Source organism: Pseudoxanthobacter sp., assembly GCF_036822375.1.
Taxonomy (GTDB): Bacteria; Pseudomonadota; Alphaproteobacteria; order Rhizobiales; family Segnochrobactraceae; genus Pseudoxanthobacter.
In genome coordinates, this window is sequence record NZ_DAISHT010000040.1 from 4843 (window position 1) to 23161 (window position 18319).

Below are 18319 nucleotides of genomic sequence, written 5' to 3' on the forward strand. Positions count from 1 at the left end.
CCGATCAGGCCCGCGCGGTTCCGGCGCAGGAAATCGATGGCGGCGTGATGCACGGCAAGGCCATAGCCGAGGGCCCAGCGCGCGGCCGGGTCTTCGGCGGTGTCGGCGGCATCGCGCACCTGCGCGATATCGGCTTCCATGCGGGCGATGTAGCTGTCGATGGCGGCGGCCACCGTTTCCGGCGGCAGGATGCGGGCGCTGACGGCGACGAGCAGGAACTCGGAGCGGTAGATATCCGCCGCCGGCGGGCGCGACAGCATCGCGACCAGTTCCTGCCGGCCGGCGGGCGTCAGGCGATAGAGCCGGGCCGCGGGGCGGCCGGGCTGGGCTTCCAGCCGCGAGGTGACGAGCCCGTCCTGCTCCAGCCGGGCAAGGGCCGGGTAGATGGCCCCGAAGCTCGCATCGACGAACTGGCTGAAGGTGCCCTCGACGGAGAGCTTGCGGATGTCGTAGCCGCTCGCCTCGCCGAACTGCAGCACGGCGAGGCACACAGTGCGCACATTCATGGCCGGGCCTGCCCCTTGTCTCCCCGCGCGCCGCGGAGGCCTTATATCGAGCCGGTATATGCTGGTTCGATATAGGAGCCGGCCGCGGCAGGCAAGCGGAAAGGCGGGCGCTCGGCCCGCCGGCTCAGTCGCGCACGACCTTGCCGGGGTTGAGCGTGCCGCGGGGGTCGAAGGCATGCTTGATGCGGCGCATCAGGGTGCGCTCGGCCGGCGCGCGCAGGCGGTCGGCCAGCGCGATCTTGGCCTGTCCCAGCCCGTGCTCGGCCGAGAAGGTGCCGCCGAAATCCAGCGCCGCGCCATAGACCGCCTCGCTGAGGGCGGCGTTGCGGCCGGAGAAGTCGTCGCTGCCGGCCGGGGCGGAGAGGTTGAAGTGCACGTTGCCGTCGCCCAGATGGCCGAACGGGCTGATGCGCACGCCGGGCAGCACCGCTTCCGCGGCGGCCGTCGCCCGGGCGACGAAGTCCGGCAGCCGGCTCACCGGCACCGCCACGTCGTGTTTGATCTGCGCGCCTTCGCGGCGCTGGCCTTCCGGCAGTTCCTCGCGCAGCCGCCACAGCGCCGCGCGCTGAGCCTCGCTGCCGGCAACCACGCCGTCGAGGATCGAGCCATCCTCGAAGCCCGCCGCAAGCGCCCCCTCCAGCAGCTCGGAAAGGTCGATGCCGGCAACGGAGGTGGCGAGTTCGATCAGCAGATAGACCGGCCCGGGCGTCTCCAGCGGCCGGCTGAGGCCGGGCACATGGCCGAGCAGCAGGGCAAGCCCGAATTCGCCGAAGAATTCCAGCGAGAACAGGAACGCCCCGGTGCTGCGCCGCAGGGCGGCGCCGGTGCGGACGGCGGTTTCCAGATCGGGCAGCGCGATCAGCGCCGTGGCGCGGGTGACGGGGCGCGGATGCAGCCGCAGCACCGCTTTGGTGACAATGCCGAGCGTGCCTTCCGCGCCGCAGAACAGCTTGCGCAGGGCATAGCCGGTGTTGTCCTTGATGAGGGCGCGCAGGCCATCCCACACCTGCCCGTCGGGCAGCACCGCCTCAAGCCCCAGAACCTGCGCCTCCATCATGCCGAAGCGCATGGCGTGGCTGCCGCCGGCATTGGTGGCGATCAGCCCGCCGATCTGGGCGCTGCCTTCGGCGCCGAGGTGCAGCGGCAGCATCAGTTCGTGTGCCTCCAGCGCCTCGTGCAGCGCCGCCAGCACCACGCCGGCTTCCACCGTGACCGAGAAGTCGACCGGGTCGATGGCCAGAATGCGGTTCATGCGGCTGAGCGACAGGATGATGCCGCGGGCGCCTTCGCTGAGCACGCTGGCACCGTTGAGGCCGGTGTTGCCGCCCTGCGGGGTGATGCTGAGGCCGTTTTCGGCGCAGAACGCCACCACGGCGGCAACGGCCTGCGTATCGGCCGGCAGGGCGACGCCCAGCGGCGGGGTGCCCCAGCTGTTCAGCCAGTCGCGGGTGAAGGGGGCAATATCCGCTTCCGCCTCCTTCCAGCCGGCCGGGCCGAGCAGGGCCTTGAGCGGTGCGAGATCGGGGAGGGGTGACGTCATGGCAAAGAGGCCTCCGGTCGGTGCGTCAGCGTGGCCGCGACGCATTCGGCGATCGCAAGCGAGGCGGTGAGGCCGGGACTCTCGATGCCGAACAGGTTGACGAGGTCTGATATGCCATGAATGGCGCTGGTATCGATGCGGAAATCGGCCGCGGGCTCGCCGGGGCCGGAAAGTTTGGGGCGGATGCCGCAGAACGCCGGCTGCAGCGCCCCCTGCGGCACGCCCGGCCAGTATTTGCGGATCTCCTGCTCGAAATGGCCGCGCCGGGCATCGCTGACACGGTAATCGACGGTGTCGATCCAGTCCACGTCGGGGCCGAATCGCATGCCGCCGGCCAGATCGAGCGTGAGGTGAACGCCAAGCCCGCCCGGCTCGGGCACCGGATAGACCAGCCGGGAAAAGGCCGGCCGGCCCGGCAGGCTGTAATAGGTGCCGCGGGCAAACCGCGTCTGCGGCACATGGCGCGGCTCCAGCCCTTCGATCGCCGCGGCGACAAGGCTTGCGCGCAGGCCGGCGGCATTGACGAGGCGCGCCGTCTGCAGCCGGTAGGGGGTGCCGCCGGCGTCGCACGTTTCCACCTCGAAGCCGCCGGGAATGACGCGGGCGGCGACGAAGGCGGTGTTGAGGCACAGCACCGCGCCGTTGTCTTCCGCCTCGCCCAGCAGCGCCAGCATCAGGCCATGGCTGTCGACGATGCCGGTGGCCGGCGAGAGCAGGCCGGCGGTGCAGGCCACCGCCGGTTCCAGCGCCGCCACGCCGGCCGGCGTCAGCATCTCCAGCGGGCCGGCGCCGCAGGCTGCGGCGCGGTCGCGGATCGCGGCGAGGGCTTCTTCCTGTTCCGGCCGGGTGGCAACGATCAGCTTGCCGCAGCGCCGGTGCGCGATGCCGCGTTCGGCGGCATAGGCATAAAGCAGGTCGCGGCCGCGCACGCACAGCGCCGCCCGCACGCTGCCCGGCGGATAATAGAGCCCGGCGTGGATGACCTCCGAATTGCGCGCGCTGGTTTCGGTGCCGAAGGCCTCGGCCCGTTCCAGCACCAGCGGCTGCAGGCCGGCGAGGGACAGCGCGCGGGCGATGGCAAGGCCCACCACCCCGGCGCCGACGACGATGCAATCCACCCTGTCCATGGGCGCGTTCCCGTTCAGCCGGCCTCGTAGCCGAAATAGGCCTCTTCAAGCTGCCGCCCGCCGGCGAGTTCCGCGGCCGGCCCCGACAGCACGATGTGACCGTTGCGCAGAACATAGACGCGGTCGGCGAGGTCGAGAATGCGCGCCGTCGACTGTTCCACGATCAGCAGCGTCATGCCGTTCTCGCGGTTGAGGGCACGCAGGCTCTCATAGACCTGATCGATGACAAGCGGCGCGAGGCCCAGCGACGGTTCGTCGATCATGATCAGCGCCGGCTGCTGCAGGATGGCGCGGGCGATGGCGAGCTGCTGCTGTTCGCCGCCGGAAAGGTGCCCGGCCACGCCCCGGTAGCGGCTGCGCAGGATCGGGAAGGTCGTCAGCACCGCTTCCAGATCGCTTTCCAGCACGTCGCGGTCGCGCCGGCCCATGCCGCCGAGGGCGAGGTTTTCCTCCACCGTCAGGGTGCGGAAGATGCTGCGCCCTTCCGGCACCAGCACCAGCCCCTCGCGGCTGAGCTTTTCCGGCGCCATGCCGGCGATGTCGGCATGGTGGAAGCGGATGGAGCCGCTGAACGGCGTCATCAGTCCGGCCACCGTCTTGAGCAGCGTCGACTTGCCGGCCCCGTTCGGCCCGACGACGAAGACGATCTCGCCCTTCGCCACCGTCAGGTCGATGCCCTTCAGGGCGGTCAGCCGGCCATAGCCGGCCGTGAGATCGGTGATTGTCAGCATCGCCTCATCCCTTTCTGAACCCCGCCTGCCTTTCCGAACGCACGCCTTTCCGGTGGCCGGTCTGAAAGCCGGCCGCCTGACCGCGCCCGGCTGTCCGCGCCCGGCCCGTGAGGTCCGGGTGCAGCGCTGCCAGTTTGATAACCGACAAACTGTCCACAGTCCACGGTCGTCAGTGGGCGATGGGCAGATTCCGATTGACGGACCGGCGGAACGGCGCCTTACTGTGGACAATCCACGATGAACAGTGGGCAAACCTTCCAGAAGATGAGATCCGACCATGCGTGCCACCGAAACGCGGGCCGTGACCACGCGCGCCCTGAAGACGCTGCCGAAGACCACCCATCCGATCCGTGCACTGGGGCTGGCGCTGGCCATGATGGCCGGCAGCGCGGCCGCCGGGGCCGCGCAGGCCGCGGAAGAGCCGATCCGCATCGGCTTTGCCATTGCCGAGTCCGGCTGGCTGGCGAACTACGATCTCGCCCCCTTCCGCGCGGCGGTGACCAAGATCGACGAGATCAACGCCGCCGGCGGCCTTAACGGCCGCAAGATCGAATACACCGTCGCCGATACCAAGACCGAGCAGGAGCGCGCCGCCTCCGTCGGGGCGGAGATGGTCTCAAAGGGCGTCGACCTGCTGGTCGTCTCCTGCGATTACGACTTCGGCGCCCCGGCGGCGCTGGCCGCCAATCAGGCCGGCATCATTGCCATGAGCCTGTGCGCGGCCGATCCGAAAATGGGCGTTCAGGGCATCGGTCCCTATGCCTTCACCGCCAACAGCGCGGCCCAGTCGGAAGGCATCGCTATCGCCGAATATGCCCGCCGCAAGATGGGCCTGAAGACGGCCTATGTGCTGGAAGACGTGACCATCGAATACGACAAGTCGGCCTGCGCCGGCTTCCGCGCCGCCTGGAAGGCGGACGGCGGCGCGGATGCGATCGTCGGCGAGGATACCTTCCGCAACGAAGACCCTTCGATTGCCGCCCAGATCACCCGCATCAAGGCGCTGCCGGCGCCGCCGGATGCGATCTACATGTGCACCTTCACGCCCGGCGGGGCTTCGGCCGTGCGCCAGCTGCGCGCCGCCGGCATCGACGCGCCGATCCTCGCCTCCACCGCCATGGTCGATAATTACTGGCTGAGCGCGGTGCCGGACCTGAAGGATTTCTACCTGCCGGCCTTCATGTCGCTCTACGGCGACGATCCGCGGCCGGAGATGGCCGCCTTCCTCAAGGCGTTCCAGGAGCGCTGGAAGGAAGCGCCGGTCTCCTCCTATGCGGTGCTTGGCTATTCGCTGATCGAAAGCTGGGCCAAGGGCGTGGAGAAGGCCGGAACCCCGGCCTCCGATGCCGTGCTGGCGGTGATGAATACCTATAAGGACGAGCCGTTCACGGCCGGCCCCACCACGTTCACCGACCAGATGCACATCCAGCTCAACCGGCCCTGGCTGATCATGAAGGTTTCCGACGGCTCGTTCCGTGCGGTGGAGATGTACCGCAACGAGATGGTGCCGGACATGAAGCTCCTGTTCCGCGTCGGCCAGTAACACGCTGCCTTCCGCGCCGGGCAGGCCGGCGGCTGCGGCCGCCGGAACCGGCGCGGAAACCGGCGGCGGGCCCGGGTGTGGCGGGCGGCACCGGTTCTCCCCCTCGCCGGTGCCGCCCCCCGCCCGGGTGCGCTCAGGACCGGACCGCGCCCGGCGGAACGTTTCCCCCCGGCCGGCCCGCGCTCTTCAGACGGGAAATCCCATGGACCGAGCATCGATGCCCGCCCCCGGCGCGGCCCCGGCGGGCCGCGTTCTGGAGGCCGAGAACATCCATGTCGCCTTCGGCGGCATCCATGCCCTCTCCGGCGTGGACATGACCTTGCAGCAGGGCATCGTGACCGGCCTGATCGGGCCCAACGGCGCCGGCAAGACCACGATGGTCAATGTGCTGTCCGGCTTCCAGCGTCCGACGCGCGGCCGCATCCTGCTGGACGGGGCGGATGTCTCCCGTCTGGGGCCGCAGCGCATGGCGCGCGCCGGCGTCGGCCGGTCGTTTCAGGCCGCGCGGCTGTTCCGCGACATGACGGTGCAGCAGAACCTCATGGTCGCCGGCATCGGCGGCGGCCGCAGCCGGCGGGCGGCGGCGGCACTGGCCGCCGACATCCTGTCGTGGATGGGGCTGTCGGCGGTCGCCGGGCAGCGCTGCGACAGCCTTTCCTATGGCAACGAGCGCCGGGTGGGCATTGCCCGCGCGCTGGCACTCGGCCCCGCCTTCGTGCTGCTCGACGAGCCGGCCTCCGGCATGAACGAGGCGGAATGCGATGCGCTGATGCACACCATTGCCGCCATCCCGCAGCGCTTCGGCGCCGGCGTGCTGCTGATCGAACACAACATGCGCGTGGTGATGGGGGTGTGCCGGCACATCCTCGTGCTCGACGGCGGCCGCAGTCTGGCCGAAGGCCCGCCGGAGGCCGTGCAGAACGATCCCGACGTGCGCCGCGCCTATCTGGGCGAGAAGAGCCCTGCGGGGGGAGCCGCGTGACATGCTGAATCTCATTCAGATTCTGGTCGATGCCATCGCGCTCGGCAGCCTTTATGCGCTGGTGGCGCTGGCCATCGGCCTCGTGTTCGGCGTCATGAAGCTCATCAACTTCGCGCAGGCCGACTACATCACCGTCGGCGCCTATGCGCTGATTGTGCCGACGGCCAGCGCCACGCCGCCGCTGCTGGTCGGGGCCTGGCCGCTGCCGTTCCTGGTGGCGGGGGTGCTGGTGGTCGTCATGGCGCTGGCGCTGGCGACCGAACGGCTCGCCTTCCGTCCGCTGCGCGATGCCAGCCCGGCGACGCTGCTGATTTCCTCGTTCGCCGTCAGCTACTTCCTCCAGCATCTGGTGATGCTGATCTATACCGGCCGGCCGAAATCCGTCGGCATCGGCAACAGTCTGGCCGCGACAGTGGAGATTGCCGGCATCCGCATTCCCGGCAATCAGGCGCTGACCATGGTGGTCGCCGCCGGGCTGCTCGCCGGGCTGGTGCTGTTCCTGAAGAAAACGCCGCTGGGCATCCAGATGCGCGCGGCGGCCGAGAACTTTCAGATGGCCCGGCTGATGGGCGTCAGGGCCAACCGCGTCATTGCCGTGGCCTTTGCGCTGAGCGGGCTGATGGCCGGGGCGGTGTCGCTGCTGCTGGTGGTGCAGACCGGCACGCTCGATGTGCGCATGGGCCTGATGCCGGTGATCTTCGCCTTCTTCGCCACGGTGATCGGCGGCATGGGCTCGCTCGCCGGCGCAGCGCTCGGCGGCTTCGTGGTCGGCTTCATCAGCGTGCTGCTGCAGGCTTTCCTGCCGGCGGAACTGCGCGCCTTCCGCGATGCCGGCGTGTTCGGTCTGGTCATCCTCATCCTTCTCGTCCGCCCGCAGGGGCTCATTGTCAACCGGGCCGCGCGGGAGCGGGTCTGATGGGGACACAGCCGATGGAAGGCGAAAACAGGACGCCGCTGCAACGGGCTCTGGCGGCGTGGTTTCCGGTGCTGGTGCTGGTCGTGCCGCTGGCCGCCGCGGCCCTGCTGGCCGATCTGTTCGGCTCCGTGCTCACTCAGCGTGCCGTCATCGAGGCGCTGATCCGCATCGTGGTGGTGGTCGGGCTCTATGTGTTCACCGGCAATTCCGGGGTCATCTCGTTCGGCAGCGTCACCTTCATGGCCGTTGCCGCCTATGCGGCCGGCTGGCAGACCTGCTGCACGCTGCTGAAGCCGATCACCATGCCTGGCCTGCCGCCCTTTCTGCGCGATCAGGCGATTGCGCTGCTGCCGGCGGCGATCGCCTCGGTCGGCCTTGCCACGGCGGCTGCGCTGCTCACCGGGCTGGTGCTGATGCGCATGAGCGGGCTGGCCGCCTCCATCTCCACGCTGGCGGTGCTGTTCATCGTCAACGTCGTCTATTCCAACTGGGACAGCGTCACCATGGGCACCGCCTCCATGGTGGGCCTGCCGCGCTATGTCACGGTGTGGGTGGCGTTCGGGGCGGCGGCGGCGGCGATCCTCGCGGCGTGGCTGTTCCAGCGCTCCGCCCGCGGCCTGCTGCTGCGGGCAACGCGGGCCGACGAGGTGGCGGCGGCCGCCTGCGGGGTGTCCCTTTACCGGGCGCGGCTGCTGGCCTTCACGCTCTCCGGTGCGCTGATGGGGCTTGGCGGCGTGCTGACGGCGCACTTTCTCGGCACCGTTTCCATCAACGCCTTCTTCCTCAAGCTCACCTTTCTGGCGCTTGCCATGCTGGTGGTGGGCGGCATGGGCAGCCTTGCCGGCGCGGTGGTGGGGGCGGTGGCTGTCAGCCTCATCATCGAGCTGTTCCGGCGGCTGGAAGGCGGCGTGGAAATTGCCGGGCAGGGGCTGTCGCTGCCGGCCGGCACGCAGGAACTGGTGCTGGCGGCGGCGGTGCTGGTCATTCTGATCTTCCGCAAGGAGGGGATTATGGGGGGGCGCGAGTTCCAATGGCCTCGGATCAAAGGCAAGACTACCGGCACGGCTATGCACGTTGCAGGAGAATCTGAGCCATGAGTCGCGTCTTTTCTGTCGCTCCGCGCGCGGAGGCGGAATACAGCGCCGCGAAACTCGACAATCGCATGCTGTCCGATCAGGTGGCGACCTTCCTGATCCGCGAGATCATGTTCGGCAAGCTGCGGCAGGGCCAGCGCATCAACGAGGCGGAACTGGCCCGCCACCTCGGCATCAGCCGCAACCCGATCCGCGAGGCGGTGCGGCGGCTGGAGGAACGCGGCGTGCTGGTTTCCGCCCCCCGGCGCGGCACCTTCGTGCGCAGCTTCTCCAAGAAGGACATCGACGACATCTTCTCCTTCCGCCTGCTGGTGGAGAACTTCGCGCTGGAACAGGGTCTGGCGCGGATGAGCGACATCGATCTGGCGGAGATCGCCGCCTATGTCGGCGCGATGGAGCAGGCGGCGCGCGACAACGACGAACAGGCGCTGGTCGAGGGCGATCTCGCCTTCCACCTGCGCATCTGCAAGCTCTCCGACAATCACCAGACGCTGCACGCCTTTCTCAACATCCAGGCGGAACTGCAGCTGCTGATCACCATGGCCGAGCAGCGCTTCGAGTCGCTGGAGGCGGCGGCGGCCGATCACTGGCCGGTCGTGGAGGCGCTGGCCACCCGCGAACTCGCCCGCGCCACCGCGGCGCTGCGCGAACACATCCTCGATTCCTGGCGCCGTCTGGCCGAGGCCTACGAGCGGCAGGAAAACCTGATCTCCCCCCGACAAAAGCCAGACTGAAAGGACCGCGGCCGTGAGCACAATCATCGGCATCGATATCGGCGGAACGTTCACGGACTTCGTCGCCTACGATTCCGAAGCCGGACGGATCGAGAACTGGAAGAACCTCACCACGCCGGCCGATCCCATCTCCGGGGTCATGGAAGGCCTGTCGAAGGTTCCCGATCTGGCCGGTGTCGACAAGGTTCGCCTTGGCACCACCATCGCCACCAATGCGCTGCTCACCCGGCGCGGCGCCCGGGTGGCCTATGTGACGACGAAGGGCTTCCGCGACGTGCCCTTCATCCAGCGCGGCGACCGCCGCAGCCACTACGATATCACCTGGATCAAGACCCGCCCGCTGGTGGCGCGTGCCGACTGCTTCGAGGTGGATGAGCGCCTGACGGCGAAGGGCGAGGTTCTGACGCCGCTCGACGAGGCGGCAGTGCGCGAGCTGGCCGCCCGCATCCGCGCCGACGGCGGCATCGAGGCCGTGGCCATCTGCACGCTGTTTTCCTATATCGATCCGGCCCATGAGGCGCGCATCCGCGAGATTCTGGCGGAGGAGCTGCCCGGCCTGCCGATTTCCGTCTCCTATGACGTGCTGCCGAAGTGGAAGGAATACGACCGCGCCTCCACCACCATTGCCGATGCCTATCTGAAGCCGGTCGTCTCCAAGAACTTCCACCGCATGCAGGCCCGCTTTGCCGAAGTCGGCATCGGCGACCGCGTCGGCGTCATCAAGTCCAACGGCGGGGAATCGACGCTGGAAGGGGCGGCGGCGGCCCCGGTGCAGATGACGCTTTCCGGCCCGACCGGGGCGGCGGTCGGCACCCGCGTGCTGTCGGAGCTGACCGGCATTCCCAATCTCGTCGTGTTCGACATGGGCGGCACCTCCACCGACTGTTCCACGGTGGCCGACAGCAAGGAGCATGTCACCACCAGCTTCGAGATCGAGTGGGGCATTCCGATCCAGATCCCGATGATCGACATTCACACCATCGGCGCCGGCGGCGGCTCGATCGCGTGGATCGACAAGGGCGGCATGCTGCGCATGGGGCCGCAGTCGGCCGGCGCGGCGCCGGGACCGGCCTGCTATGGCCGCGGCGGCACGGAAGCGACGGTGACGGATGCCAACGTCGTGCTCGGCCGCATCAGCCCGGACAACTTCCTCGGCGGGCGCATGAAGCTCGACGAGGCGGCGGCCCGTGCCGCGGTGGGGCGCATCGCCGAAAAGCTCGCCATGAGCGTGGATGACTGCGCCTTCGCCATGGTGCAGATCGCCAACAACAACATGCTGGGGGCGCTGCGCGCGGTGCTGCTGCAGCGCGGCCTCGACCCGCGCGATTTCACCCTCGTCGCCTCCGGCGGCGCCGGGCCGGTGCATGTGTGCGATCTGATGGAGATCTCGGGCATTCCGCAGGGGCTGGTGCCGAACTATCCGGGGCAGTTCTCCGCCTTCGGCTTCATCATGACCGACGCCCGCGTCGACCGGCACCGTACGGTGCAGCAGGTCTCGCGCGCCTTCGACGGCGAGCGCGCCACCCGTGCCATGACGGAACTCGTGACCGGGGCCATCGCGGAACTGAAGCAGCAGGGCTACGAGGAGCGCATCGAAATCCACCGCTCCATTGAGGCGCGCTATTTCGGCCAGAACCACGAACTGGAACTGTCGTTCCCCGGCAATGTGTTCGACGCGGCGTCCATCGCCGACATGTGGGCGCGGTTCCACCGCGAGCATGAGGCCCGCTTCGGTTTCTCCATTCCCGGCGAGACCATCGAAACGGTGAACCTGAAGGTGGTGGCGGTTGCGGTTTCCGAGAAGCCGGCGCTGCGCGAGCTGCCGGAGACCGAGGCCGTGCCGCACCCGACCGGCCGCCGCCGCGTGCGCTATGCCGACGGCTGGCACGAGGTGCCGGTGTTCGACCGCGATGCGCTGCGCCGCAACGACCGCATCCACGGTCCGGCGGTCATCGAGGAAAGCGCCTCCGTCACCATCCTGCAGCCCGGCCAGCACCTGACGGTGGACCGGCTCGGCAATCTCATTCTGGCCTGAGGAGTGAATCGCGATGGATTTCGTCACGATGAATATTCTCGACTCGGCAATGGTCTCCCTGTGCCGCGAGATGGGCATCACGCTGATGAAGACGTCCTATTCGACGATCTTCAACGAAGCGCTGGACTTTACGTGCGGCCTTGCCGACATGAACGGCGACATGATCGCCGTGGCCGATTATTGCCCGGCGCAGATCGGCGGCATGCCGCTGCTCATCAAGTCGTGCCTGAAGGAGATCCCGCCCTCCGAGATCGAGGAGGGCGATGTCATCCTGCATAACGACCCCTATCGCGGCGGCCTGCACACGCCCGAGCACACCTTCTTCAAGCCGATCTTCGTGGAAGGTGAGCTGATGGGCTTTGCGGTGGCCATCGGCCACATCGCCGAGGTCGGCGGTATGGCGCCCGGCGGCTTCTGCGGCGAGGCGACGGAGATCTTCCACGAAGGCATCCGCATTCCGCCGGTGAAAATCGTCAAGGCAGGCAAGGATAATATCGAGGTCTGGAAGCTGCTGCTTGCCAACGTGCGCACGCCGCGCGTCAACTACGGCGACCTCAAGGCGCTGATCGCTGCCGTCGATCTCGGCGAAAAGCAGATGCGTGCGCTTTACCTGAAATATGGCAAGGACAAGATCCGCGAAACCGTGGCCGATCTGCTGCTTTATTCGGAGCGGCGCATGCGGGCGGAACTGGAGGCGATTCCGGACGGCATCTATGCTTTCCACGATTATCTGGAAAGCGACGGTATCGACCCGGACAAGCACTACAGGATTCAGGTGGAAGTGCACAAGAAGGGCGGGCACATCGTGGTCGATTACCACGGCTCCGCCCCGCAGGTGGCCGGCCCCATCAACGCCACGCTGGGCGTTGCCACCTCGGCCGCCTACAACGCCGTGCTGCACATGACGGATCCGACCATTCCGCGCAATTCGGGCTGCTTCCGCCCCATTGAGGTGATGGCTCCGCCCGGCAGCATCGTCAACGTCAACTTCCCGGCGCCGGAGGTGGGCGGCAACACCGAGACCCATCCGCGCATCGTCGGCACCATTCTGGGCGCCATGGCCGGCGCCCTGCCGGACCGGGTGATGGCGGCGGAAGGGGCGACCCACTGCAACTTCGTGTTCGGCGGCGTCGATGCCGGCACCGGCGAATATTTCGCCTGCTACGATCTGGAAGCGGTGGGCTGGGGCGGCCGCGCCTTTGCTGATGGCAACGATGCGGTCGATTCCATCAACGGCAACTGCCGCATCACGCCGACGGAAGTTTATGAGACGCGCTTCCCCTGGCTGGTGGAAAGCCTCGCCTTCAACGTGGATTCCTGCGGCGCGGGCGAGCATCGCGGTGGTGTCGGCTACACCAAGCAGATGCTGTGCCTCAACGACGAGATCATCTGCTCGCAGATGACCGACCGGCACCTGCTGGCGCCGTGGGGCCTTGAGGGCGGTCTTGAGGGCGGCTGCGGCGCCACCCTCGTCATGAAAGCCGGCCGCGACGACTGGCAGACCATGCGTCAGGCTTATGGCAAGGCCTCCACCAGCCGCTATTCCAACGTGGCGATCCGCAAGGGCGACCGCGTGCGGCTGGTGACGCCCGGCGGCGGCGGCTACGGCGACCCGGCAAAGCGGGACAAGGCGGCCGTCGCCCGCGACGTGAAGGAAGGCTACATCAGCCGCACCGCGGCGGAAACGTTCTACGGCTACCGGGAGGGCTGAGACATGAAGTTCTCGCAGAACGGCTTCTATATCGAAAGCTACAGCAAGTGCCCGAACTGCGGCCGGCTGATGTATGAAAACGACGCCGCCGACAGGGAAGGTCAGGTGACGTTCGAGGGCGAGACTTATTGTTCCGCCCGCTGCGTCGACTGGAAGGTGGACCGCGACATCCGTCACGGCCTGCGCAGCGCCTGAAGAACCGGCCGCCCGGCCGGCCCGCGCAGGCGGGCGGATGCGGCCGGGCGGCCCCTCTCACCCCGCTCAACAAGAAGGCGATGCGGCCCGGCCGCCGGACGAGGGTCCGGCGCAAGGCGCCGTCATGCCCGGAGAGACCCGATGACCACCAACGCCGACCTGACCGAACGCCGCATCGCGGCGATCCCGAGCGCGCTGTCGCGCCATCTCGACGTGTTCATTGCCCGCGCCGAGAACGCCGAGCTCTGGGACATCGAGGGCAACCGCTACATCGACTTCGCCTCCGGCATCGCCGTCACCAACACCGGCCACCGCCATCCCAAAGTCATCGAGCGGGTGCGCCGTCAGCTCGACTGCGTGACCCACACCTCGTTCCAGACCACGCCCTATGCCGATTATGTGACGGTGTGCGAGCGGCTCAACGACCTGGTGCCGGGCGATTTTCCCAAGAAGACCTACCTCGTCTCCACCGGGGCGGAAGCCATCGAGAACGCGGTGAAGATCGCCCGCGCGGCAACGGGGCGGCAGGCTTTCGTGGCGTTCGGCGGCGCCTTCCACGGCCGCACGCTGATGGCCACCACGCTGACCGGCAAGTCGGTGCCCTACAAGCACGGCTTCGGTCCGCTGGTGCCGGATGTGTGGCATGTGCCCTATCCGGTCGCTTATCGCGGTCTTTCCAGCGCCGATGCGCTGGCGGCGCTGGAAACCCTGTTCCGCACCGAACTGCACCCCTCGCGGGTGGCCGGCATCGTGGTGGAGCCGGTGCAGGGCGAGGGCGGGTTCAACCCCGCGCCGGCGGATTTCCTGCAGGCGCTGCGCCGTATCTGCGACGAGCACGGCATTCTGCTGATCGTGGATGAAATTCAGACCGGCTTTGCCCGCACCGGCCGGATGTTCGCCATCGAGCACGCCGGCATCGCGGCCGACCTGATGACGCTGGCCAAAGGGCTGGGCGGCGGCTTTCCCATTGCCGCCGTCACCGGCCGCGCCGACGTGATGGAAAAGGTGCCGCCGGGCGGCATCGGCGGCACCTTTGCCGGCAATCCGCTGTCGTGTGCCGCTGCGCTGGCGGTGCTTGACGTGATTGCCGAGGAAAAGCTGGTGGAGCGGGCGGCGGTCATCGGCGAGCGGCTGTCGGCCACGCTCGGCCAGTGGCAGCGCTCCAATGCCTTCGCCTGCATCGGCGATGTGCGCGGGCTCGGCTCCATGGTGGCGTTCGAGCTGGTGCACGACCGCGACCCCGGCCGCCCCTGGCCGGAACTGACGAAGCGGCTGACGCAGATTGCGGCCGGCCGCGGCCTCGTGCTGCTGAGCTGCGGCGTCTACGGCAACGTCATCCGCGTTCTGGCGCCGCTGACGATTTCGGATGCGCTGCTGGATGAGGGACTGTCGGTTCTGCGGCAGAGCCTGGAGGCGGCCCTGAAGGAGATGGAGCCGGTCTGAGCCGGCCTCACGGCAGCGACACGGCGGCGGGGGATGGCTCCGCCGCCGGGGCCTCGCGTGCGGGGCGGTGCGCCGGCCCGTCCTCGCCGAGGCGCGCCAGCCAGATCACCGGCATGAGCCCGAATGCGATGATGGCCATGGCCGCAATCGCGCCTTCCTCGTAGGTGCCGCGGGCGGCCTCGCCGTAAAGGTGGGTGGCCAGAGTCTCGAAGTTCATCGGCCGCAGCAGCAGCGTGGCCGGCAGTTCCTTCATGCAGTCCACGAACACCAGCAGCGCGGCGGAGGCGAGCGCCGGCGTGATGAGCGGCAGGTGGATGCGCATGAGCGTGGTGCGGCCGGAGGCGCCGAGCGTGCGGGCGGCGTGGTCGAGCGAAACCGGCAGCCGGGCGAAACCGGCGTCGATGCCGCCGGCGGCGATGGCGAGGAAGCGGGCGACGTAGGCATAGAGAATGGCGAACAGCGAGCCGGAGAAGATGAGGCCGGTCGTGACGCCCGCGAACGTTTCCGCCAGCAGGCCGGCGGCGCGGTCGAGGGCGGCAAGCGGCAGCATGAGCCCGATGGCCAGCACGGTGCCCGGCACGGCATAGCCGAGGCTGGCAACGCGCAGCATGAGCCCGGCCGCCGCACCGCGCGTGCTGCGCGCCGCGTGGGCCACAACGAGGCCGAGCGCCAGCGTGGCCACGGTCGCCAGCCCCGCCACCATCACCGTGTTGCCGGCCTCGCGGACGAGATCGCCGCTGATGCCGGAAAAGCGGATGCGGACGAACGCCTCGTGGCCGAGATAGAGCGCGGGGGCGGCAAAGCCGATGGCCGGCGGCAGGAAGACCGCCACCGCCGCCGCCCAGCCGCGCGCGCCGGAAAGCCGGCGGCGGGACAGCCGGCGGCTGCGCTGCGCGCCGGCAGCGTGGCTCTGGCGGCGGCGGGCATAGCGCTCCAGCGCCACGAGGCCGACGACGACCGCCAGCGCCGCAAGGGCGATCTGCGCCGCGCCCGGCAGGCTCGCCCGGTTCACCCAGGTGGAATAGATCGAGACGGTCAGCGTCTGCACGCCGAGAAATTCCGAGGCGCCGATGTCGTTCATGGTCTCCATCAGCGCCAGCGCGGCGCCGACGGCCAGTGCCGGGCGGGCCTGCGGCAGCGCCACGCGGAAGAACAGCGCAAACGGGCCGGCCCCCAGCAGGCGGGCGGCCTCCACCATGTTCGCCGCCTGCATCAGGAACATCGCGCGCGCCGGCAGGTAGACATAGGGATAGAGCACGAAGCCGATGACCAGCACCGCCCCCCACAGCGAGCGCAGGTCCGGCAGGCGGTGTGCGCGCATGAACTCGCGCCCCAGCACAGCGCGCAGCGCCGACTGCACCGGGCCGATGGGGTGCAGGATGTCGAGATAGGCGAAGGCGACGATGTAGGTCGGCACGGCCAGCGGCATCAAAAGCGCCCACACGGCGACACGCCGGCCGGGAAAGTCATAGGCCGTCACCAGCCAGGCCGCGGGCGCGCCGATGGCCACGGTGAGGAGGCCGACCCCGGCCATCAGCAGCGCGGTGTCGGTGATGGCCGCCGGCAGCACATAGGCGGCCAGATGCGGCCACAGATCGCCCGAGCCCTGCGCCGCGATCATCGCCAGCGCGGCGACCGGCGCCAGCGCGAGCAGCGCAACCAGCCCCGCCGCCGCCAGTGACGGCCTTCCGCCCGCCGGGCGGCGGGCGCGGGGCGCGGGGGCGGAACCGGCAGCGGACGACATGGCGCGAAGCCTTCCGGAAGAAAGCCCGGCGCGGCGCCGGACGGTTGCACGAAGGGCGCCGCGGGCCGTGCGGCCCGCGACGCCCGCGGTTCGTTCTGTCCGGCCGGCCTCAGTTATCGAAGCCGGTCTGGTCCACCAGCCGGCTGGCCGCGGCGCGGTAGCGGGCGATGTCGGCAAGCTGCGACGGCTCCACCTTCAGCGGTCCGAACGCGGCGATGATGGGATCGGCCGGCACCCCGGCGCGCACCGGATATTCGAAGTTCGCCTCGGCATAGATCTTCTGGGCCTCCGGCGAGACCAGATAATCGAGGAACTTCACGGCGTTGTCGCGGTTCGGCGCATGAGCGGCCACCGCGGCGCCGGAGATGTTGACCTGCGTGCCGCCGTTCTCGAACGTGGGCAGCAGAACCTCGATGGCCTCGCCCCACTTCACCTGCTCCGGTCCGCCCTTGCCGGACCGCATCAGGCCGACATAGTACGAGTTGGCAAGACCGAGGTCGCAGATGTCGCCGAGGATGTCGCGGGCGACGTCGCGGTCGCCGCCGGCAGCCTTGCGGGCCAGATTGGCCTTCACGCCCTCAAGCCAGGCGCGGGTCTTCTCCTCGCCGTCACGGGCGATCATGGTGGCGATGAGGGCGGTGTTGTAGGGGTGCTTGCCGGAGCGGATGCACACCTTGCCCTTCCACTTCGGCTCGGCCAGCTCTTCGTAATGGAAGCTCTTCAGGTCGCCGAGCCGCTCTTTGGAGGCGTAGAGCACGCGGGCGCGCAGCGACAGCGCATACCAGTTGCCGGCGGGATCGCGCAGGTTGGCGGGCACGGCCTCGTCGAGGGCGGCCGACTTCACCGGCTGCGTGACGCCCTTGTCGACCAGATCGGCGAGGTTGCCGAAATCGACCGTCATCAGCAGGTCGGCCGGCGACTTGTCGCCCTCGCTGGCCACGCGCTCCGGCAGGCCTTCCTTGACGAACACCGTGTTGACCGCGATGCCGGTGTCCTTCGTGAAGGCCTCGATCAGCGGCCGGATGAGGCCCGGCTCGCGGGTGGTGTAGAGGTTGACCTCGCCGCCGGCCAGCGCGCTTCCGGCCGTGAGCGTTGCGGCCAGCGCGCCGAGGGCGAGGCGGGCCATGGTAAGGCGGGCGAGGCGGGCGATCCGGCGGGGCGGGGGAACAGTCTGCATGGAGCTCTCCGTCGTCGTCAGGAAGCCCTGCAAAGACCGCAGTTTTTTCAGAAAATCAAGAAAAATCAGCAATTTAGAAGAGTTCGAAACGGCTGCTGGCCGTTACGGCGCCCTGGTCTGGCCGTCGGCACCGAACTGGCTGAGATAGGCCATCAGGTCAGCGATGTCCTGATCCTTGCGCAGCGGCGGCGTGATCATCTTCGTGGTCGGGATCATCTTTCTGGCGCCGCGCAGCCATTCCGCCATGTGGGCCTCGTCCCAGCTGAAACCGGCGCCGGCGAGACCTTCCGAGAACGAATAGCCCGGCAGCTTGCCGGCCGGGCGGCCGATGACGCCGTTCAGTTCCGGCCCGATGCTGCTTTCCGCGTTCTCGCCGATCTGGTGGCACGACTTGCAGCGGTTGAACACCCGGGCCCCGGCCTCCGCATTGCCGGCGGGCAGCGGTGCGGCGTCCTCGGCCCGCGCGGTGCCGGCGAAAAGGGCCGCGGCGAGAAGGGCCGCAACAAGAAGGGGCGCGGCAGAGCGGCTCGCCGCAGGGGCGGGGAACAGGGCACGCATGGGCGATCCTCGGGGGCCGGGCAATGCCGGCAGGGCGGAAGACTGGAACCGTTCCGGATGCGCCTTCTTATCATCGCCGCGGGAGTGTGGGAACATGGCCGGCGGCAGCCCTGGCGGGCTTTTCGGCGCCCTGTTGCAGGTCTGCCTGCAGGTCTGCTTTCCGGCCGTTCTGCCGCGCGTTGCCTTGCCGGGCGGGGCTTTCTCGTCTACCACCACGGCGAACCTGTCCGCCGGCTCCGGCCGGCGCCCGCGCGGGCGGCCCGGGCTGCCCGTCTTCACCTGA

The 18319-nt window shown here is 69.0% G+C and carries 17 protein-coding genes; 10 read left to right on the forward strand and 7 right to left on the reverse strand.

The annotated features are described in order from the left end of the window. The 4 genes from V7067_RS06235 to V7067_RS06250 form a co-directional block, all read right to left on the reverse strand. The coding region (locus V7067_RS06235; protein ID WP_334175020.1) for a PadR family transcriptional regulator at nucleotides 1-506 on the reverse strand (506 nt) is incomplete at its 3' end. Nucleotides 507-630: 124 nt separating this feature from the next. Continuing rightward, complete coding sequence (locus V7067_RS06240) at nucleotides 631-2046, reverse strand: FAD-binding oxidoreductase (RefSeq protein ID WP_334175021.1); 1416 nt, start codon at nucleotides 2044-2046, stop codon at nucleotides 631-633. After that, a complete protein-coding gene (locus V7067_RS06245; RefSeq protein ID WP_334175022.1) occupies nucleotides 2043-3173 on the reverse strand; it encodes an NAD(P)/FAD-dependent oxidoreductase in 1131 nt (376 codons plus the stop codon). The genes V7067_RS06240 and V7067_RS06245 overlap by 4 nt, the downstream gene beginning before the upstream one ends. A gap of 14 nt (nucleotides 3174-3187) precedes the next feature. After that, nucleotides 3188-3904, reverse strand: a complete 717-nt coding sequence (locus V7067_RS06250) for an ABC transporter ATP-binding protein (protein ID WP_334175023.1) — start codon at nucleotides 3902-3904, stop codon at nucleotides 3188-3190. A gap of 277 nt (nucleotides 3905-4181) precedes the next feature. Here V7067_RS06250 and V7067_RS06255 point away from each other — a divergent pair, with 277 nt between their 5' ends. The 9 genes from V7067_RS06255 to gabT all read left to right on the forward strand — a co-directional run bounded on the left by V7067_RS06255 (nucleotide 4182) and on the right by gabT (nucleotide 14557). Beyond that, nucleotides 4182-5447: an ABC transporter substrate-binding protein gene (locus tag V7067_RS06255; protein WP_334175024.1), complete on the forward strand. Its 1266-nt coding sequence runs from the start codon at nucleotides 4182-4184 to the stop codon at nucleotides 5445-5447. Between the two features lie 202 nt (nucleotides 5448-5649). Further along, entirely contained in the window at nucleotides 5650-6429 is a 780-nt protein-coding gene (locus tag V7067_RS06260) for an ABC transporter ATP-binding protein (RefSeq protein WP_334175025.1), read from the forward strand. A 1-nt stretch (nucleotide 6430) separates the two neighbouring features. Continuing rightward, nucleotides 6431-7345 (forward strand): branched-chain amino acid ABC transporter permease, encoded by a 915-nt coding sequence (locus tag V7067_RS06265; RefSeq protein WP_334175026.1) that lies wholly within the window; start codon nucleotides 6431-6433, stop codon nucleotides 7343-7345. Next, entirely contained in the window at nucleotides 7345-8442 is a 1098-nt protein-coding gene (locus V7067_RS06270) for a branched-chain amino acid ABC transporter permease (protein WP_334175027.1), read from the forward strand. Before V7067_RS06265 ends, V7067_RS06270 begins: the two co-directional genes overlap by 1 nt. Further along, nucleotides 8439-9173, forward strand: a complete 735-nt coding sequence (locus V7067_RS06275) for a GntR family transcriptional regulator (RefSeq protein ID WP_334175028.1) — start codon at nucleotides 8439-8441, stop codon at nucleotides 9171-9173. Before V7067_RS06270 ends, V7067_RS06275 begins: the two co-directional genes overlap by 4 nt. 13 nt (nucleotides 9174-9186) lie before the next feature. Next, a complete protein-coding gene (locus V7067_RS06280) occupies nucleotides 9187-11208 on the forward strand; it encodes a hydantoinase/oxoprolinase family protein (protein ID WP_334175029.1) in 2022 nt (673 codons plus the stop codon). A 13-nt stretch (nucleotides 11209-11221) separates the two neighbouring features. Further along, nucleotides 11222-12919 (forward strand): hydantoinase B/oxoprolinase family protein, encoded by a 1698-nt coding sequence (locus V7067_RS06285; protein WP_334175030.1) that lies wholly within the window; start codon nucleotides 11222-11224, stop codon nucleotides 12917-12919. A 3-nt stretch (nucleotides 12920-12922) separates the two neighbouring features. Beyond that, entirely contained in the window at nucleotides 12923-13114 is a 192-nt protein-coding gene (locus tag V7067_RS06290) for a hypothetical protein (protein ID WP_334175031.1), read from the forward strand. A gap of 141 nt (nucleotides 13115-13255) precedes the next feature. Continuing rightward, complete coding sequence (gabT, locus tag V7067_RS06295; RefSeq protein ID WP_334175032.1) at nucleotides 13256-14557, forward strand: 4-aminobutyrate--2-oxoglutarate transaminase; 1302 nt, start codon at nucleotides 13256-13258, stop codon at nucleotides 14555-14557. A gap of 7 nt (nucleotides 14558-14564) precedes the next feature. On the opposite strand, the gene V7067_RS06300 is transcribed toward gabT, so the two are convergent. From V7067_RS06300 to V7067_RS06310, 3 genes are all read right to left on the reverse strand, one after another. Further along, nucleotides 14565-16178, reverse strand: a complete 1614-nt coding sequence (locus V7067_RS06300) for an iron ABC transporter permease (RefSeq protein ID WP_334175035.1) — start codon at nucleotides 16176-16178, stop codon at nucleotides 14565-14567. A 232-nt stretch (nucleotides 16179-16410) separates the two neighbouring features. Beyond that, on the reverse strand, nucleotides 16411-17427 hold the full coding sequence (locus tag V7067_RS06305; protein ID WP_334175036.1) for a Fe(3+) ABC transporter substrate-binding protein: 1017 nt from the start codon (nucleotides 17425-17427) through the stop codon (nucleotides 16411-16413). Between the two features lie 153 nt (nucleotides 17428-17580). Next, the gene (locus V7067_RS06310) at nucleotides 17581-18036 is read right to left on the reverse strand and encodes a cytochrome c family protein (RefSeq protein ID WP_334175033.1); all 456 of its coding nucleotides are present in this window, start codon (nucleotides 18034-18036) and stop codon (nucleotides 17581-17583) included. A 94-nt stretch (nucleotides 18037-18130) separates the two neighbouring features. Here V7067_RS06310 and V7067_RS06315 point away from each other — a divergent pair, with 94 nt between their 5' ends. Continuing rightward, nucleotides 18131-18319: a hypothetical protein gene (locus V7067_RS06315; protein ID WP_334175034.1), complete on the forward strand. Its 189-nt coding sequence runs from the start codon at nucleotides 18131-18133 to the stop codon at nucleotides 18317-18319.

Bases quoted from the DNA above. Each gene is read 5' to 3' on its own strand.
- V7067_RS06250 (WP_334175023.1), bottom strand. From the start codon at position 3,904: ATGCTGACAATCACCGATCTCACGGCCGGCTATGGCCGGCTGACCGCC.
- V7067_RS06275 (WP_334175028.1), top strand. From the start codon at position 8,439: ATGAGTCGCGTCTTTTCTGTCGCTCCGCGCGCGGAGGCGGAATACAGC.
- V7067_RS06285 (WP_334175030.1), top strand. From the start codon at position 11,222: ATGGATTTCGTCACGATGAATATTCTCGACTCGGCAATGGTCTCCCTG.
- V7067_RS06290 (WP_334175031.1), top strand. From the start codon at position 12,923: ATGAAGTTCTCGCAGAACGGCTTCTATATCGAAAGCTACAGCAAGTGC.
- V7067_RS06305 (WP_334175036.1), bottom strand. From the start codon at position 17,427: ATGGCCCGCCTCGCCCTCGGCGCGCTGGCCGCAACGCTCACGGCCGGA.
- V7067_RS06255 (WP_334175024.1), top strand. From the start codon at position 4,182: ATGCGTGCCACCGAAACGCGGGCCGTGACCACGCGCGCCCTGAAGACG.
- V7067_RS06315 (WP_334175034.1), top strand. From the start codon at position 18,131: ATGGCCGGCGGCAGCCCTGGCGGGCTTTTCGGCGCCCTGTTGCAGGTC.
- gabT (WP_334175032.1), top strand. From the start codon at position 13,256: ATGACCACCAACGCCGACCTGACCGAACGCCGCATCGCGGCGATCCCG.
- V7067_RS06310 (WP_334175033.1), bottom strand. From the start codon at position 18,036: ATGCGTGCCCTGTTCCCCGCCCCTGCGGCGAGCCGCTCTGCCGCGCCC.
- V7067_RS06300 (WP_334175035.1), bottom strand. From the start codon at position 16,178: ATGATCGCGGCGCAGGGCTCGGGCGATCTGTGGCCGCATCTGGCCGCC.
- V7067_RS06245 (WP_334175022.1), bottom strand. From the start codon at position 3,173: ATGGACAGGGTGGATTGCATCGTCGTCGGCGCCGGGGTGGTGGGCCTT.
- V7067_RS06265 (WP_334175026.1), top strand. From the start codon at position 6,431: ATGCTGAATCTCATTCAGATTCTGGTCGATGCCATCGCGCTCGGCAGC.
- V7067_RS06260 (WP_334175025.1), top strand. From the start codon at position 5,650: ATGGACCGAGCATCGATGCCCGCCCCCGGCGCGGCCCCGGCGGGCCGC.
- V7067_RS06240 (WP_334175021.1), bottom strand. From the start codon at position 2,046: ATGACGTCACCCCTCCCCGATCTCGCACCGCTCAAGGCCCTGCTCGGC.
- V7067_RS06270 (WP_334175027.1), top strand. From the start codon at position 7,345: ATGGGGACACAGCCGATGGAAGGCGAAAACAGGACGCCGCTGCAACGG.